The organism is Micromonospora globbae, from assembly GCF_036184225.1.
GTDB classification, from domain to species: Bacteria; Actinomycetota; Actinomycetes; order Mycobacteriales; family Micromonosporaceae; genus Micromonospora; species Micromonospora globbae.
In genome coordinates, this window is record NZ_CP108084.1 from 3,995,739 (window position 1) to 4,011,526 (window position 15,788).

The 15,788-nt window shown below is 75.1% G+C and carries 13 protein-coding genes; 4 read left to right on the forward strand and 9 right to left on the reverse strand.

The window, feature by feature from the left end; all coding sequences use genetic code 11:
• Window positions 1-104: 104 nt before the first annotated feature.
• From OG994_RS17695 to OG994_RS17730, 8 genes are all read right to left on the reverse strand, one after another.
• Complete coding sequence (locus OG994_RS17695) at window positions 105-1,232, reverse strand: DivIVA domain-containing protein (RefSeq protein ID WP_328850370.1); 1,128 nt, start codon at window positions 1,230-1,232, stop codon at window positions 105-107.
• A gap of 31 nt (window positions 1,233-1,263) precedes the next feature.
• Complete coding sequence (gene rlmN, locus OG994_RS17700; protein ID WP_120328475.1) at window positions 1,264-2,412, reverse strand: 23S rRNA (adenine(2503)-C(2))-methyltransferase RlmN; 1,149 nt, start codon at window positions 2,410-2,412, stop codon at window positions 1,264-1,266.
• Between the two features lie 100 nt (window positions 2,413-2,512).
• On the reverse strand, window positions 2,513-4,276 hold the full coding sequence (locus tag OG994_RS31580) for a phosphatidate cytidylyltransferase (RefSeq protein ID WP_407942538.1): 1,764 nt from the start codon (window positions 4,274-4,276) through the stop codon (window positions 2,513-2,515).
• 406 nt (window positions 4,277-4,682) lie between these two features.
• Window positions 4,683-5,240, reverse strand: a complete 558-nt coding sequence (frr, locus tag OG994_RS17710) for a ribosome recycling factor (protein ID WP_120328477.1) — start codon at window positions 5,238-5,240, stop codon at window positions 4,683-4,685.
• An 80-nt stretch (window positions 5,241-5,320) separates the two neighbouring features.
• Window positions 5,321-6,088, reverse strand: a complete 768-nt coding sequence (gene pyrH, locus OG994_RS17715; protein ID WP_120328478.1) for a UMP kinase — start codon at window positions 6,086-6,088, stop codon at window positions 5,321-5,323.
• Window positions 6,089-6,247: 159 nt separating this feature from the next.
• Window positions 6,248-7,075 (reverse strand): translation elongation factor Ts, encoded by an 828-nt coding sequence (gene tsf / locus OG994_RS17720; protein WP_120328479.1) that lies wholly within the window; start codon window positions 7,073-7,075, stop codon window positions 6,248-6,250.
• A 134-nt stretch (window positions 7,076-7,209) separates the two neighbouring features.
• Window positions 7,210-8,037, reverse strand: a complete 828-nt coding sequence (gene rpsB, locus OG994_RS17725) for a 30S ribosomal protein S2 (protein WP_120328480.1) — start codon at window positions 8,035-8,037, stop codon at window positions 7,210-7,212.
• A 276-nt stretch (window positions 8,038-8,313) separates the two neighbouring features.
• The gene (locus OG994_RS17730; RefSeq protein ID WP_147427243.1) at window positions 8,314-9,480 is read right to left on the reverse strand and encodes a hypothetical protein; all 1,167 of its coding nucleotides are present in this window, start codon (window positions 9,478-9,480) and stop codon (window positions 8,314-8,316) included.
• A gap of 212 nt (window positions 9,481-9,692) precedes the next feature.
• Here OG994_RS17730 and OG994_RS17735 point away from each other — a divergent pair, with 212 nt between their 5' ends.
• From OG994_RS17735 to dprA, 3 genes are read left to right on the forward strand one after another with little or no spacing between them, the layout of a single operon-like run.
• Window positions 9,693-10,052, forward strand: a complete 360-nt coding sequence (locus OG994_RS17735; RefSeq protein WP_120328482.1) for a YraN family protein — start codon at window positions 9,693-9,695, stop codon at window positions 10,050-10,052.
• Between the two features lie 45 nt (window positions 10,053-10,097).
• Window positions 10,098-11,618, forward strand: a complete 1,521-nt coding sequence (locus OG994_RS17740; protein WP_328850371.1) for a YifB family Mg chelatase-like AAA ATPase — start codon at window positions 10,098-10,100, stop codon at window positions 11,616-11,618.
• On the forward strand, window positions 11,615-12,895 hold the full coding sequence (gene dprA / locus OG994_RS17745) for a DNA-processing protein DprA (RefSeq protein WP_328850372.1): 1,281 nt from the start codon (window positions 11,615-11,617) through the stop codon (window positions 12,893-12,895). The genes OG994_RS17740 and dprA overlap by 4 nt, the downstream gene beginning before the upstream one ends.
• A 137-nt stretch (window positions 12,896-13,032) precedes the next feature.
• Here dprA and OG994_RS17750 read toward each other — a convergent pair whose 3' ends face one another.
• On the reverse strand, window positions 13,033-14,460 hold the full coding sequence (locus OG994_RS17750) for a M28 family peptidase (protein WP_328850373.1): 1,428 nt from the start codon (window positions 14,458-14,460) through the stop codon (window positions 13,033-13,035).
• A 291-nt stretch (window positions 14,461-14,751) separates the two neighbouring features.
• On the opposite strand from OG994_RS17750, the gene OG994_RS17755 reads away from it, so the two are divergent.
• Entirely contained in the window at window positions 14,752-15,780 is a 1,029-nt protein-coding gene (locus OG994_RS17755; protein WP_328850374.1) for a tyrosine recombinase XerC, read from the forward strand.
• The last annotated feature ends 8 nt before the right edge of the window (window positions 15,781-15,788 follow it).

A 15,788-nucleotide genomic window follows, 5' to 3' on the forward strand; every position in this document is an offset into this window, starting at 1 on the left:
GGCGCCGGCGCCGGGCGAACCCGGTGTGACCACGCGCGAGGGCCCGCCCGTTCCGAGCCGGAACGGGCGGGCCCTCGTCGTACGTGGCCGGGACGGAGCCGGGGTCAGCGGCCGAAGAGGATGTCCTGCACGTCCTTGAGCGCGGCGTCGACCTCGGCCTCGAAGTAGCCGCCGGGCACGAGACCGAAGCGCAGCGTGTCCAGGTCCTTCGGGTTGACCGGCATCGGGTTCCGCCCGGCCATCCCGCCGAGCAGGCTCTCGAAGAACCGGTCCACCTGATCCGGGTCGTACCCGCTGCCGAAGCGGCGCACCTGGAAGCTGCGCCGGATCTGGTCGACGCGGTAGAGGTCGCTGCCGGGCGGGCCGGCCATCGGCGGGCCACCCATGGGCGGGCCACCGACCGGCGGGCCGGGCACCGGCGGCGGGCCGCCGAAGCCCTGCTGCGGCATCGGGGGCGGACCGGCCGGCCCGCGACGCAGGTCACGCGGGTCCCGGTCAGGCATGTGGATCTCGGCGGTCATGTCGGGGCGGGCGCGTCGCCCCGCCTCGAAGCCGTCGAAGCGCTGCTCGTCGGGGCCGTAGCCTCCCTGGCCGGGCGGCAGGCCGCGCGGAGGACCGGCGGGGCCGCCCATCGGCGCGCCCGGCCCCATCGGCATGCCCGGACCGCCGGGACCGGCCGGCGGGCGTGGACCGTCGTAGCCGCCGCGCGGGGCGTCGTACCCGCCCGCGAAGCTGCCGGTCGGCTCGTCGTACCGCCCGTAGCCGCCGGCGGGCGGGCCGGCCTGCGCGGGCATCGGCCGCGGCGGCAACGGCTGCGGCGGCATGCCCCGGTCGTCGCGCATCGGCGGACCCATCCGGTCCGGCGGACCCATCCGGTCCTGGGGGCCCATCCGGTCGGGGGGGCCCATCCGATCTGGTGGGCCGAGCCGGTCCGCCGGGCCGAAGCGGTCGCCCATCCCGGAGTCGCTGCCGCGCCCGACCACGCCGCCGCGCTCCTCCATCTCGGCCAGCTGGCGCTCGACCCGGTCGAGGTGCAGGTCGACCTGCCACTCGTCGTAGCCGTTGAACCGGACCCGGAAGACGACGTCATGGACCTCCTGGGAGGCCACGGGCGCGCCGACCGGCTGCCCGGCGAGCGTCGCCTCCACGCGGTCGAGGAAGGCATCCACCTCGTCGACCTTGTATCCCCGGCGGAGCGCCTTACGCCGGAAACGTTGACCCTGACTCGCCACTATGTCTCCTGGTCTCGTTCGACTCGCCCGGTCACGCCGATGCCGCAGCGGCGCGGTCGATGTCCCTGTCCTCGGCGGCGGCGAGCTGACCACACGCGCCGTCGATCTCGCGGCCCCGGGTGTCCCGCACCGTGGTCGACACCCCGGCGGCCCGCAAGCGCCGGACGAACTCCCGCTCCACCGGCTTCGGGCTCGCGTCCCAACGGCTGCCCGGCGTCGGGTTCAGCGGAATGAGGTTCACGTGGGCCAACTTGCCGGCCAGCAGCCGGCCGAGCAGGTCGGCTCGCCACGGCTGGTCGTTCACGTCCTTGATCATCGCGTACTCGATCGACACGCGGCGTCCCGTCCGGGCCGCGTAGTCCCACGCTGCGTCCAGCACCTCGGCTACCTTCCAGCGCTGGTTGACCGGCACCAGTTCGTCGCGCAGATCATCATCGGGGGCGTGCAACGACAACGCAAGGGTCACGGAGAGGTCTTCGCTGGCCAGTCGGCGGATGGCCGGCACCAGGCCGACGGTCGAGACGGTGATGTGCCGCTGGGACAGGCCGAGCCCCTCCGGGGCCGGCGCGACGAGCCGGCGGATCGCCGCCACCACGCGGGCGTAGTTGGCCAGCGGCTCCCCCATGCCCATGAACACGACGTGGGACAGGCGCGGCGGGGAACCGGCGACGGCCCCGGACGCGGCCACCCCCGCGAGGTAGACCGCCTGGTCGACGATCTCCGCGGTGGACAGGTTGCGGGTCAGCCCGGCCTGGCCGGTCGCGCAGAACGGGCAGGCCATGCCGCAGCCCGCCTGGCTCGAGATGCAGACGGTGACCCGGTCGGGATAGCCCATCAGCACGCTCTCCACCAGCGAGCCGTCGTGCAGCCGCCACAGCGCCTTGCGCGTGGCCCCGTCGTCGCAGGTCAGCTCGCGTACGGGGTTGAGCAGCCGCGGCAGCAGCCGGTCGGCGAGCCGCTCGCGGGTGGCCGCGGGCAGGTCGGTCATCAGCTGCGGGTCACGGACCAGCCGGCCGAAGTAGTGCGTGGAGATCTGCTTCGCGCGGAACGCCGGCTCGCCCAGCTCGGCGACGAGCGCCTGGCGGCCCGCCAGGTCCAGGTCGGCGAGGTGCTGCGGTGGCATGGCGGCACGACGCGCGGGCGCGTCGGACGCGACGGGGATCAGGGGCAGGCTCGTCATGGCGCGTCCAGTCTGTCACGCCGAACGGCGAACGCACCTGTCCGGAGGTGCCGAACCGACCCCGACCCTCCGGTCAGGGCGGCGGCGCCGGGGCGACGGATCACCCGCCGGCCACCGGCACGAAGACCGCCAGCAGCAGGTACGCCGTCGGCACGGCGAAGAGGATCGAATCGAGCCGGTCCATGAGTCCGCCGTGCCCGGGCAGCAGGTTGCTCATGTCCTTCACCCCGAGATCCCGCTTGATCATCGACTCGGCCAGATCACCGAGGACCGCGGCGCAGGAGACGGCGAGGCCGAACACCGCGCCCCACCAGGGGGCCACGTCGAACACGAGCCAGATCAGCAGGGCGCTGCCGAGCGCCGCCGCGGTGACCGAGCCCGCGAAGCCCTCCCAGGACTTCTTCGGGCTCACCGAGGGGGCCATCGGGTGCTTACCGAACAGCACCCCCGCGACGTACCCGCCGGTGTCGGAGAGCACCACCGCGACGAGGGTGGCGAGGATCCGCCAGGAACCGTCGTCGGGCGCCGCCGCCAGCAGCGCCGCGAATCCGCCGAGGAACGGCACGTAGACCGCGATGAGCGTGGCGGCCGTCAGGTCGCGCTGGTAGCCGCCGGGCCCGTCGCCCAGGCGCCAGATCATCGTGCCGAGCACCGTGACGATCAGGCCCAGGCTGAGCGCGTCCGGGCCGGCGAACCAGGCCAGGCCCACGGTGAGCGCACCGCCGGCGATCAACGGCACCAGCGGAGGGTGCGCGCCGCTGCGCCGGACCGCCCGGCCCAGCTCCCACACGGCGACGCCGACCGCGGCCACGATGACCGCGAGGAACGCCGGCGGGTAGACGAAGAGCGCCAGCAGGATGACGGCGCCGAGGGCGACCCCGACGCCGATGGCGGCCGGCAGGTTCCGGCCGGCCCGGCTCGGGGTCTGGTGGGTGGCGGGGCGGTCGGCACTCGCGCGCCGCTTGCCCGGCCGGCGCCGGCGCGGCGGCTCGGGCTCCGGCTCGGGGCCGAGGTCGTCGCGCACGGGGGCGAGGTCGTCGCGCACAGGGGCGAGGTCGTCGCGCACGGAGGCGAGGTCGTCGCGCACGGAGGCGAGGTCGTCGCGCACGGGGGCGAGTTGGGCGGTCGCCGTGTCGTCGTCGTACCGGCCCGGGGCGGAGGCGGGCGCCATGTCGTGGCGGCCCGCGCCGGAGGGCGGCGGCAGGTCGTACCGGCCGGCGCCGTGCTCGTCGGGATACTGCTCACCGTGGTCGTCGCGCCGTTCGCGGTACGGCTCGTCACCGTACGCGCCGGGGCGGCGGTCCTCGCCGTACCGCTCGGGGTCGTCGTGGCCCCGCCGACGGGGGCCGTCGTGGTACGGCCCGTCGTCGTACGGGCCCTCGCGGCGTGGACGGTCGTGGCGCGGGTCGTCGTGGCGGGGGCCGCCGTCGCGGTAAGGGCCGGGCCGGCGCTCCTGGTACGGGTCCCGCTCGCCCCGGCGCCCCGCGCCGTTCCGCTCGGGGTGCGGCGCCGTCGGGTACCCGTCGTCGTGCGGCACCGGCGGATAGCCGTCGTCGTACGGGGGTGTCGGGTAGCCGTCGTCGTGGGGGGGTGTCGGGTAGCCGTCGTCGTGGGGGGCCGGCGGGTACGGAGCGCCCCGGTCGGCGTACGGGTCGGGCGGATAGGCGCCGCCCCGGTCGGCGTACGGGTCGGCGGGCGGGCGGGAGCGGACCTGCGGCTCCGCGTACAGCTCCGCCGCGGCGTCCGGGTGCCGCGCCCACGGTCCCGGGTCGATCGCGGGCTCGGGCCACGGCAGGGCCACCGGCCCGTCCGGCCGGTCCCAGCCGCGGGGCTCAGCGCCGCCGTAGGGGTCCAGGTGGGACATCACGCACCGTGACGCGGCACGAGTACCACCACATGACGCAGAACCACAAGCATCCCCTACACGCGCGACTGTTGCTTTCCGATGGCCGGCCCGACGACCGGTCGATCCCCGGCGTACACCGCCCCGTGGCCGGGAATCGTGCCGAGCCTACTGCACCCGCCGCCCCGCCACGGCGGACGCCGTTCCCCGCCCGGACACCCGCTCCCCCACCCCACCCCGTTGATCATGAGGTTGGCGGGGAGTTCGATCTCCAACCGCCCCGCCAACCTCATGATCACCGCGGAGAGCCGGGGGGCGGGGAGGGGGGCGGGGAGGGGGCGGCGGGAGAGGGGGGCGGTAGGGGGTACGCGTGAGGCCCGCCCCGGTGGGGCGGGCCTCACCTCGCGTACGGCCGGGGGGGCGGGTCTCAGACCTCGAGCAGCTCGGCTTCCTTGTGCTTGACCAGCTCGTCGACGGTCCCCACGAAGCGCTGGGTGAGATCGTCCAGCTCCTTCTCGGCGCGGCGCACCTCGTCCTCGCCGGCCTCGCCGTCCTTGACGATGCGGTCCAGCTCCTCCTTGCCGCGGCGGCGGATGTTGCGGATCGCCACCTTGGCCTCCTCACCCTTGTGCCGGGCCACCTTGATCATGTCGCGGCGGCGCTCCTCGGTCATCTGCGGGAGCAGGATGCGCAGCTGGTTGCCCTCGTTGTTCGGGTTCACCCCGAGGTCCGAGTCGCGGATCGCCTTCTCCATGGCGTTGATCTGCGAGTTGTCGTACGGCTTGATGATCGCCATGCGCGGCTCGGGGATCGCCACGGACGCCATCTGGGTCAGCGGCGTGGGCGAGCCGTAGTAGTCGATGATGATCTTGGAGAACATGGCGGGCGTGGCCCGGCCGGTCCGGATCGCCCCGAACTCCTCCTTCGCGTGCTCGATGGCACGCTCCATCTTCTCCTCGGCCTCGAGGAGGGTGTCGTCGATCACCTGTCTCCTCGCCTCCTTCTGTGCTCGTGGTGGGCTCTGCTGTGTGTCGGAGGACCGCTGCCGTCGCCGGGGGCGACCGCTCAGGCGGTGATCAGGGTGCCGATCTTGTCGCCACCCACGGCGCGGACGATGGTGTCCTCCCCCTGCGCGCCGAATACCAGCATCGGCAGGCCGTTCTCCATGCAGAGGCTGAACGCCGCGGCGTCCGCGACGCGGAGGTTGCGACGCAGCACCTCGGAGAAGGTGATCGAGTCGAACTTGCTGGCGGTGGGGTCGATACGCGGGTCGGCGGTGTAGACGCCGTCGACGCCGTTCTTGCTCATCAGCACCACGTCGGCGTGGATCTCCAGGGCGCGCTGGGCGGCGACCGTGTCCGTCGAGAAGTACGGCATGCCGGCGCCTGCGCCGAAGATCACCACCCGGCCCTTCTCCAGGTGCCGGATGGCGCGCAGCGGGATGTACGGCTCGGCGACCTGCGCCATGGTGATGGCGCTCTGCACCCGGGTCTCGATCCCCTCCTTCTCCAGGAAGTCCTGGAGCGCGAGGCAGTTCATCACGGTGCCGAGCATGCCCATGTAGTCGGCGCGGGCCCGGTCCATGCCGCGCTTCTGCAGTTCGGCGCCCCGGAAGAAGTTGCCGCCGCCCACCACCACCGACACCTGCACGCCGCGGCGCACCACCGTGGCGATCTGCCGCGCGATGGCCTGGACGACGTCCGGGTCGACGCCGATGGCGCCCCCGCCGAACACCTCACCGGACAGCTTGAGCACCACCCGGCGAGCCCGGCCGGGCGGCGGGGCGGTGGGATCGTCCACCGCCAGCGTCCGGTCACTCACAACCTGCGTCATCCGCCCCGCCCTTCCCCGTACCGGCGCCCCGTGCGCCGCGTACCGCGAACCTGCCGCTGCCGACCCTATGGGACGAGGAGGCCGCGGTGCCTGTCACGTACACCAGCGACCTCCTCGTCGACGTTCCTGCCCACGGGCGCCGAGACGCCCGGCGGCGGCTCAGGCCTGGCCGACCTCGAACCGCACGAAGCGGGTGACCTCGATGCCGGCCTCGGCCAGCACCTGCTTCACCGTCTTCTTGTTGTCGGTGACCGACGCCTGCTCCAGCAGGACGAAGTCCTTGAAGAAGGCGTTCACCCGACCCTCGACGATCTTCGGCAGGGCCGCCTCGGGCTTGTTCTCCTCGCGCGCGGTCTGCTCGGCGATGCGCCGCTCCGACTCGACGACCTCGGCGGGCACCTCGTCACGGGTGAGGTACTGCGGCCGCATGGCGGCGATCTGCATGGCCACGCCACGCGCGTCGGCGTCGCCGGCCTCGTCGGTCTTGCCCGTGTACTGCACCATCACGCCGACCGCCGGGGGCAGGTCCTGGGCCTTGCGGTGCAGGTAGACGGCGGTGGTGCCGTCGAGCTTGGCGAAGCGGTTGAGCACCAGCTTCTCGCCGATCTTGGCCGACTCCTCCTGGACGAGGTCGGCCACGGTCTTGCCGTCGAGCGTGCTGGCGAGCAGCTCCTCGGCGTTGCTGACGCCGCTGGCCGCGCCGTGCTCGACGAGCTTCTGGGCGAGCGCGATGAACGACTCGGTCTTCGCCACGAAGTCGGTCTCGCAGTTGAGCTCGAGCAGCGCCTGGCCGGAGTGCGCGACCAGGCCGTTGGCGGCCGTACGGCCGGCCCGCTTGCCGACGTCCTTGGCGCCCTTGATGCGCAGGATCTCGACGGCCTTGTCGAAGTCGCCCTCGGCCTCGGTCAGCGCCTTCTTGCTGTCCATCATGCCGGCGCCGGTGAGGTCGCGGAGCTTCTTGACGTCCGCGGCGGTGAATTGGGACATGGCTCTCTCTTCGGTGTTGAAGCGGCGTGTGGATGGTCAGAGGTGCCGGTTACCCGGATTCGGGCCGGATGTGCCCGGCCTCGCCGCCGCACCCGCCGCCCGGCGAACCGGACGGCGGGGCGGCGACGGAAGGGTCACTCGGCGGCGGCGGCCGCCGGCTGCTCCTGCTCGCCGGCCTTCTTCTCCTCGAGCAGCTCGCGCTCCCACTCGGCCAGCGGCTCGTCCGAGGCGACGCCCGGCTCCGGCTTCTCGTCGGTGCCCCGGCGCCGGCCGGAGCGGGCGATCAGGCCGTCCGCCACGGCGGAGGCGACGACCTTGGTCAGCAGCTCGGCGGAGCGGATCGCGTCGTCGTTGCCCGGGATCGGGAAGTCGACCTCGTCCGGGTCGCAGTTCGTGTCGAGCACCGCGATCACCGGGATGCCCAGCTTGCGGGCCTCGTCGACGGCGATGTGCTCCTTCTTCGTGTCGACCACCCAGATCGCGGCCGGGAGCTTCTGCATGTCCCGCAGGCCGCCCAGGGTGCGGGTCAGCTTCTCCTTCTCGCGGGAGAGCTGCAGGGTCTCCTTCTTGGTGTAACCGGCGGCGGTGCCGCTCAGGTCACCGAGGGCCTCCAGCTCCTTCATCCGCTGCAGCCGCTTGTACACGGTCTGGAAGTTGGTCAGCATGCCACCGAGCCAGCGGTGGTTCACGTACGGCTGGCCGACCCGGGTCGCCTGCTCGGCGATGGCCTCCTGGGCCTGCTTCTTGGTGCCGACGAAGAGGATGCTGCCGCCCTCGGCGACCGTGTTGCGCACGAAGTCGTACGCCTTCTCGATGTAGTCGAGGGTCTGGCGCAGGTCGATGATGTAGATGCCGTTGCGCTCGGTGAAGATGAAGCGCTTCATCTTCGGGTTCCAGCGCCGGGTCTGGTGCCCGAAGTGGACACCGCTCTCCAGCAGCTGACGCATGGTCACGACGGCCATTGGTGGCTACTCCTTGATCCCTGGTTGTCCCGCCCGGCCGGCGGCCGGGCGTCCTGGTGCCCGGTCGCCGGCCATGACGGGCCCGATCAAGATCGGGACCAGGGAGGCCGTCGCCCCACGACCAACCGTGGAGAGGGCACGCGAGGTCGACCGCGCGAGGCGGTCGCCAGTCGTCCAGTGTACGCCCCTCCCCCGCCCCGCAGGCTCCGGGTGGACGGCGAGGCCACCGGCGCGGCGGGGAGCCCGGGCGGCCGGCGCCCCGGGGCGGGCGACCGGTCAGCCCGCCGCGAGCGCGGCGGCCACGAAGAGCACCAGGGCGACGGTCAGGTAGGCCGTCGGCGGTCGCAGCCACCCGCGCCCGCCGTCGGACAGGGACAGGCCACCGGTACGCAGGCCGTACAGCCCCATCGCGAAGATCGGCAGACCGGCCACGAGGAAGGTGCCCGCCACCACGTTCGCGGGCGATACCGGATCCCCGGTCGCGCCGGCCGCCAGCAGCCGCAGCGCCGGAACCTCGAACACCAGGACCAGCACCGCGAAGAACACGGCGAGGACGGGCCGGCGCGTCCGGTAGACGCCGTCCCCCGCCGGGCGCGCCGGATCGGGCACGGCGCCCGGGACGTACGGCGGGGTGGCGTGCGGAAGGTCGGCCCGGGGAGTGACGGGCGGCATCGGCCCGGTCGGCACGTCGAGGGGATGCGCCGGCTCGGACGGCCGGCCGGGCTCGACGACCGGGTAGCCCGCCAGCGGGGACGGGCGGACCGGATCGGTGGGCTCACCCGCCGGGCCGGCCGGGACGCCCTCCCGGGCGGGCTCGGGCGCGGCCGGCGGAGGCGCGGCGGGTTGGGCGGCGGCCGTCTCCCGGGCGGCCCGCCTCCCCGGCAACTCACCCGACACCTCCGGTCCGGCCTGCGCTGCGCGGTTCGTCCGGTATCCCGCACTTTCGGCGCGCTCGTATCCCGCGGGTTCGGCACGCTCGTATCCCGCGGGTTCGGCGCGCTCGTCACCGCTGCCGCCGGTCGACCCGAACCGGCCGGCGTCGCGCTCCGCGACACCGAAGCGCGACGGCTCGGACCCGGACGCGAAACGGGCCGGCTCCGGGGCGCCGAACCGGGTCGGCTCGGGGTCGACGCCGAGGGAGGCCGGCTCACGGTCGACGCCGAACCGCGTCGGCTCGGGGTCGACGCCGAAGGGGGCCGGCTCACGGTCCACGGCGAGTCGGGCGGGGTCGGGGCCGGGGCCGAAGCGCGCCGGCTCGCGGTAGCCGGGGTTGTCGGCGTACCCGGGCTTCTCGGCGGCGCCGCGCTGCTCCGGCACGCGGAACTCCTCGTCGTGATGGCGTGCCCCGTCCGCGCCGCGCCAGTCCGGCTCGTAGCCGCGGCCGCGCTCGCCCGCGTACCAGGTCGGCTCCTGCTCGTCAGGGAAGCTCCGTCGTCCGTCCACGTGCCGCACCGTATGCGACCCGCGCCGGACCCGTCATTCCGCCCCTCGGACAACTCGTCGGGCGGGCGTGGGAGACGGGTCGGCGTTGCCGGGGCCGGTTCCCATAGCACGCCAGGTGCATGATCGTCCGGTCGTCCACAGCTCGACCGTTGTCCACAGCGCCGAGGTCGAGGGGTCGCCGGGCCCGGCCGGCGGACGGCAGCCTGCCCCTCATGACAACGCGGAACCAGGCCGTCGGCGCGTACGGCGAGCGGTGCGCCGTCCGGCATCTGATCGGGGCGGGGCTGCGGCCGGTCGCCCGGAACTGGCGCTGCCCGGCCGGCGAGATCGACATCATCGCGTGGGACGGGGACGTGCTCGCCTTCTGCGAGGTGAAGACGCGCCGGGGTGGCGAATTCGGCACTCCCGCCGAGGCCGTCGTGCCGGCCAAGGCCCGGCGGCTGCGCGGGCTCGCCGCCCGCTGGTTGGCGGAGACGGGCACCACGGCCGACGAGATCCGCTTCGACGTGCTGTCGGTCCGGCTGCCCGACACCGGACCGGCCCGCGTGCAGCACCTGAAGGGCGCGTTCTGAGGTGGCCGGCCACGCCGTACGCCCGGGCCGGGCGGGTGGTGCCCGGTGAGCTACGCCAAGGTGCTCTGCGTCGGGCTCGTGGGGGTGACCGGCCACCTCGTCGAGGTGGAGGCCGACCTGGCCGCCGGCCTGCCGGCGGTGGTGATCTCCGGCCTGCCGGACACGGCGCTGCAGGAGGCACGGGACCGGGTGCGCGCCGCGGTGGTCAACTCGGGCCAGCGCTGGCCCAACCGCCGGATCACGTTGAACCTCCTGCCCGCGACGCTGCCGAAGTTCGGGTCGGCGTTCGACCTGGCCATCGCCGCGGCGTTGCTCGGCGGGTCGGGAGAGCTTCCGCTGCTGCCGCTGGAGAAGGTGGTGGTCCTCGGGGAACTCGGGCTGGACGGGACGGTCCGGCCGGTGCGCGGGGTGCTGCCCATGGTCGCCGCGGCGGCCCGGGCCGGCATCCAGCGCGTGATCGTCCCCGTGGCGAACGCCGCCGAGGCGGCGGTGATCCCCGGGATGTGCGTCCGCGCGGTCGACACGCTGCACCGGCTGGTGACCTTCGTCCGCGAGGGCGCTCCGCTGATCGACCCGCCGACGGTCGCGCCGGCGCCGCCCGGCGCGGGTCCCGACCTGGCCGACGTGGCCGGGCAGGAACTCGGCCGGCGCGCCCTGGAGGTCGCGGCCGCCGGCGGGCACCACCTGGCGCTGCTCGGGCCGCCCGGCGCGGGCAAGACGATGCTGGCCGAGCGCCTCCCGTCGATCCTGCCGGAGCTGGACGACGACGCGGCGCTCGAGGTCACGGCGCTGCACTCCATCGCCGGCCTGCTGCCGCCGGGCGGGCGGCTGCTGCGCCGCCCGCCGTTCCAGGCGCCGCACCACACCGCGACCGTGCCGTCCCTCGTCGGAGGGGGTTCCGGGCTGGCCCGCCCCGGGGCCGTGTCGCTGGCGCACCGCGGGGTGCTCTTCCTCGACGAGGCGCCGGAGTTCAGCAAGGGCGCGCTGGAGGCCCTGCGCCAGCCGCTCGAGCACGGCCGCGTCCAGCTCGCCCGCAGCCAGGGCGGCACCGAGTACCCGGCCCGTACGCAGCTCGTGCTCGCCGCCAACCCCTGCCCGTGTGCGAAGCCGGCCGGTGACGCGTACTGCGAGTGCAGCCCGGTGGCCCGGCGGCGCTACCTCGGTCGGCTGTCCGGGCCGCTGCTGGACCGGATCGACGTGCAGGTCCGGCTCCCGCCGGTGCGGGCCGCCGAGCTGATGGCCGCCGACGGGGGCCGGGAGCCGTCGGCGGTGGTGGCGCGTCGCGTGGCGGCGGCCCGCGGGGCGGCCGCGGAGCGCTGGGCGGGCCTCGGGCACCGGCTCAACGCCGAGGTCCCCGGGCCGCACCTGCGTCGGTCGCCCTGGCGGCTGCCTGCCCGGGACACGGCGGAGCTGCGGGGCCGGCTCGACTCGGGGTCGCTCTCGGCCCGGGGGTTCGACCGGGTGATCCGCCTGGCCTGGACCATCGCCGACCTGGACGGCCGGGAGCGACCGGACCGCGACGACGTGCGCGAGGCCATCCAACTGCGGACGGGGGACGCGACATGAGCACCATCGAGGAGCGGACGCTGGCCCGGGTCGCGCTGACCTGGCTCACCGAGCCGGGGACCCGGTCGGTGCACCGGCTGGTGGCCCGGCTCGGCCCGGTGGCGGCACTGGACCTGCTGCTCGACGGCGGGGCGCCGGACGAGAAGCTGCGGTCGGCGGTCGCCGCCCGGGCGGCCGCCGGTGACGCGCGGGCCGTCGCGGCCGAGGCGGTGGCGCGTACCGAGCGGCTCGGCGCGCGGCTGGTCACGCCCGAGGACGAGGAGTGGCCGGCACAGCTGGCCGACCTCGGGCGGATGCGGCTCACCGACGCGTACCGGAAGGTGGACGTCGAGACGGCGCCGCCGCTCTGCTTCTGGGTACGGGGCTCGTGGCCGCTGGCCGAGGCGCTGGACCGCTCGGTCGCCGTGGTCGGCGCGCGGGCCGCCACCGGGTACGGGACGCACGTCGCCACCGAGATCGGCTACGGCCTGGCCGACCGGGGTTGGACGATCGTCTCCGGCGGCGCGTTCGGCGTCGACGCCGCCGCGCACCGGGGCGCGCTCAACGCGGGCGGGCTGACGGTCGCCGTCCTGGCCTGCGGTGTCGACCGGCCGTACCCGATGGGGAACGCCGCTCTCTTCGAGCGGATCGCCGACACGGGGCTGCTGGTCAGCGAGTGGCCGCCCGGCGCCGACCCGTTGCGACCGCGGTTCCTCATCCGCAACCGGGTCATCGCCGCCGGCACGGCCGGGACGGTCGTGGTGGAGGCGTCGGCCCGCAGCGGCGCTACCCAGACCGCACGCCGCGCCCTGGCGATCGGCCGGCCGGCCATGGCGGTGCCGGGTCCGGTGACGTCGGCCATGTCGGTCGGCACCCACGAACTGCTGCGGGAGTACCCGAAGGCGCGCCTCGTGACCGGGGTGGCGCACGTGCTGGAGGAGGTGGGCCGGATCGGGTACGACCTGGCGCCGCCCGCGCGGGGACCCGAACGGCCGCGTGACCGGCTCGACGACGAGGCGACGCAGGTGCTGGAGGCGATGCCCCGCCGGGGCGCCGTGGGCGTCGAGCGGCTGGCCGCCCGGGCCGGCGTGACCCTCCGGACCGCCCTGCGCAAACTGTCCATGCTGGAGGAACTGACCCTGGTGGTACGCCGCGACGACGGCTACGCCCTCGCACCGCCCGGCACGAGCGCCCCCGCCGCGGCCGACACGAGCGCCCCCGCCCCGCCCGAGGCGGGCGGCCCCGCCGCGGCCGACACGGGCGCCCGCGGTGCGGCGGGCGAGGGCACGCCGCCGTGACGGTCAACCGTCGGCGCGGACACGCCGACGTGACGGTGAGCCGCCCCGACGGCGCCGGGCGCCGGCCCGGGGCGAACCCGGTGCCGGCGCCGGCTCCGTCATGTCCGTGGCGCCAGCTCCAGCACCACGGGCGGACGTCAGCGGGCGGTCGCGTACGCGGCGCACCCGATCAGCTCGAGCGACACCTGGAGGCGCTCGAGGCTGATGTTCCTGGCGATCGTGTCCTCCGGGGTGTGGTAGGGCGGTTCGAGCAGCGCGGGCGTCTCCTCGCCGCGCCAGGAGAAGTTGGCGCTGGCGATGCCGACCTCCTGGAAGGCCTGGTGGTCGCTGGAGCCGCGCTGCGTCACCGGCGAGATCCGCGGGTCGTAGCCGAGGCGGGCGGCGGCGGCCGCCACCTCGTCGGTGGCCCGGTTGGCCTGCCCGGTGAACGAGAGCAGCCAGTAGCGGGTCGCCGGGTCCCAGCTGGTGGCCACCATGTCGTTCTGGTACACCGCGAGGAACCGGTCCCGCTCCTCCTGCGGCAGCTGCCGGACGTGGTAGCGGGAGCCGACGAGCCCCTGCTCCTCCGAGCCCCAGAGGGCGAACCGCAGGGTGGCGTCGACCGGGATGGCCTTGAGCACGCGGGCCAGTTCGAGGCAGAGCACGGTGCCGGAGCCGTCGTCGTTCGCCCCGGGGGCGCCGATGACCGTGTCGTAGTGGGCGCTGACCATCACCACCGGCCCGCCCGGGCCGGAACGCCCCACCCGCTCGGCAATGACGTTGTGCGAGGTCAGACCCCGGTGCGCGGAGGTGGAGACGGCGAGGGTGAACCGACCGGCGGCCAGCCGCTCACGCAGCCGTTCCTTCTGCGCCTGCGCGACCCCGACCACCGGGATCGGCACCGGCGAGCTGGCCGACCCCGGCAGGGTGGGCGAGAACGCCGAGGTCCGCCGGGGCGGTACGCCGTCGGCGGCGAGGAACACGACGGCGGCCGCGCCACGGGCCACGGCGGTGGCCACCAGTTGCTCGCGCCGCGCCGCCACGTAGTCGACCAGCACGACGCGGCCGGTCACGTCGCCCGGGTAGTTCTCCGGTGCGCCCGCGCCCACGTCCACCACGTCACCGCTCACCGTGGTGTCGAGCGCGGCGTGCGGGGAGGCGCCGGCCTGCCAGTTGAGGTCGGTGGGCAGTCCGGCCGGCGAGGCGAGCTGGGCGAGGAACTTGTCCGCCACGGTGAAGGGTTCCAGCCGGACGTCGTAGCGCAGGTGGTCCAGCTCCTTGGCGATGTAGTCGGCGGCGCGGCGCTCCGAGGCCGTTCCGCCGATGCGCGGCCCGATGCCCTCGCTGAGGGCGCGCAGGTGCGACAGCGCCCGCTCGGCCGAGACCTGGGCGATGACCGTGCGGTCGTCGGGGGTGAGCGCCGGCGGACGGTACGCGCCGGGGCGCTGGTCGTCGGTCGCCCAGGCCGGAGCGGGAAGGGCTACGGTGGCGGCGCCACCGAGAGCGATGGTCAGCATCCGCCGTCGGTTCACTGTGGAGCCGACCGGGTTGTTCGACTGGGTAGCGGGTTGGCCGCCGTTGGTCATGGGTCCTCCTGATCCGCTGTGGAGCCCGCCGACCGGTAAGGGGTGAGCAGGCTCACAAGTCCTGTGACCGTATCCGCCCCCGGGTGGTCCTCCAAGATCCGTTCGGGCGGTCGTCCGCCCGCCGAGCAGCCGCCTGACCAGGACGGACGGCCCACACCGCCCGTCCCGGCGTGCCGCGTACCGAGCGCGCCGGGTGCGCCGTGCCGGCGTGGCGGCCTAGGCTCGCGGCATGCCAGCGGACACCGGGTCCAGGCCGGCCTCACGCGTCCCGCGTCCCGAGGCGGTGCGGCGGTGACGCGCCGGAGCGACGGCGGCACCCGGGCCGTCCACCAGGCGCTGCCACCCGCACTGCGCGACGCGGTGGACGAGTTCGCCGACCACCTGGCCCGGGTGCGCAACCGCTCGGCGCACACGGTCCGCGCGTACGTCACGGACGTGGTCTCCCTCCTCGACCACGCCGCCCGGGCCGGCTGCGCCGAGGTCGCCGACGTGGACCTGGCCGTGCTCCGCAGCTGGCTGGCACGGCTGCGGACCGCCGGCGCGGCACGCAGCTCGCTGGCCCGGCGCGCGGCGTCGGCCCGGGTCTTCAGTGCCTGGGCGCACCGGCGAGGGCTGCTGCCGACCGACGTGGGCGCCACCCTGGCCAGCCCGCGGGCACCCCGGGAACTGCCCGGCGTGCTCCGCGCCGACCAGGCGGCCGCCCTGGTCGAGGCGCCGATCCGCCCCGCCTCCGGTACGCCGGAGACCACCGGCCACCCCGCCGGCGCGGCGCGTACGGACGAGGGCGACCAGCCCGGCACCGCGGCCGACCTCGACGCCGTGCTCCTCCGGGACCGGGCGCTGCTGGAACTGCTTTACGGCACCGGGGTACGGGTCAGCGAGGCGTGCGGGCTCGACCTCGCCGACGTCGACCCGGCGCGCCGCGTGGTCCGGGTGTTCGGCAAGGGCGGGCGGGAGCGGACCGTCCCGTACGGTGTGCCGGCGCAGCGCGCTCTGGACGACTGGATACGCCACGGCCGCCCCGTGCTGGCCACGCCGCGCTCCGGTGACGCCCTGCTCCTCGGCGCCCGCGGCGGGCGGCTCAATCCCACGACGGCCCGCCGGATCGTCGGCGGGTACGCGGACGCGGCCGGCCTGCCCCGGACCAGCCCGCACGGGCTGCGCCACTCGGCCGCCACGCACCTGCTGGAGGGGGGCGCGGACCTGCGCGCCGTGCAGGAACTGCTCGGCCACTCCTCGCTGGCCAGCACCCAGATCTACACCCACGTGTCGGTGGACCGGCTGCGCGCCGCGTACCGCCAGGCGCACCCGCGGGCCTGACCGGAACC

What these genes read in the sequence shown, in the direction of transcription:
- OG994_RS17735 (WP_120328482.1), top strand. Translation starts at nt 9,693, where the DNA reads ATGACAACGCGGAACCAGGCCGTCGGCGCGTACGGCGAGCGGTGCGCC.
- OG994_RS17750 (WP_328850373.1), bottom strand. Translation starts at nt 14,460, where the DNA reads ATGACCAACGGCGGCCAACCCGCTACCCAGTCGAACAACCCGGTCGGC.
- rlmN (WP_120328475.1), bottom strand. Translation starts at nt 2,412, where the DNA reads ATGACGAGCCTGCCCCTGATCCCCGTCGCGTCCGACGCGCCCGCGCGT.
- pyrH (WP_120328478.1), bottom strand. Translation starts at nt 6,088, where the DNA reads ATGACGCAGGTTGTGAGTGACCGGACGCTGGCGGTGGACGATCCCACC.
- dprA (WP_328850372.1), top strand. Translation starts at nt 11,615, where the DNA reads ATGAGCACCATCGAGGAGCGGACGCTGGCCCGGGTCGCGCTGACCTGG.
- OG994_RS31580 (WP_407942538.1), bottom strand. Translation starts at nt 4,276, where the DNA reads ATGTCCCACCTGGACCCCTACGGCGGCGCTGAGCCCCGCGGCTGGGAC.
- rpsB (WP_120328480.1), bottom strand. Translation starts at nt 8,037, where the DNA reads ATGGCCGTCGTGACCATGCGTCAGCTGCTGGAGAGCGGTGTCCACTTC.
- tsf (WP_120328479.1), bottom strand. Translation starts at nt 7,075, where the DNA reads ATGTCCCAATTCACCGCCGCGGACGTCAAGAAGCTCCGCGACCTCACC.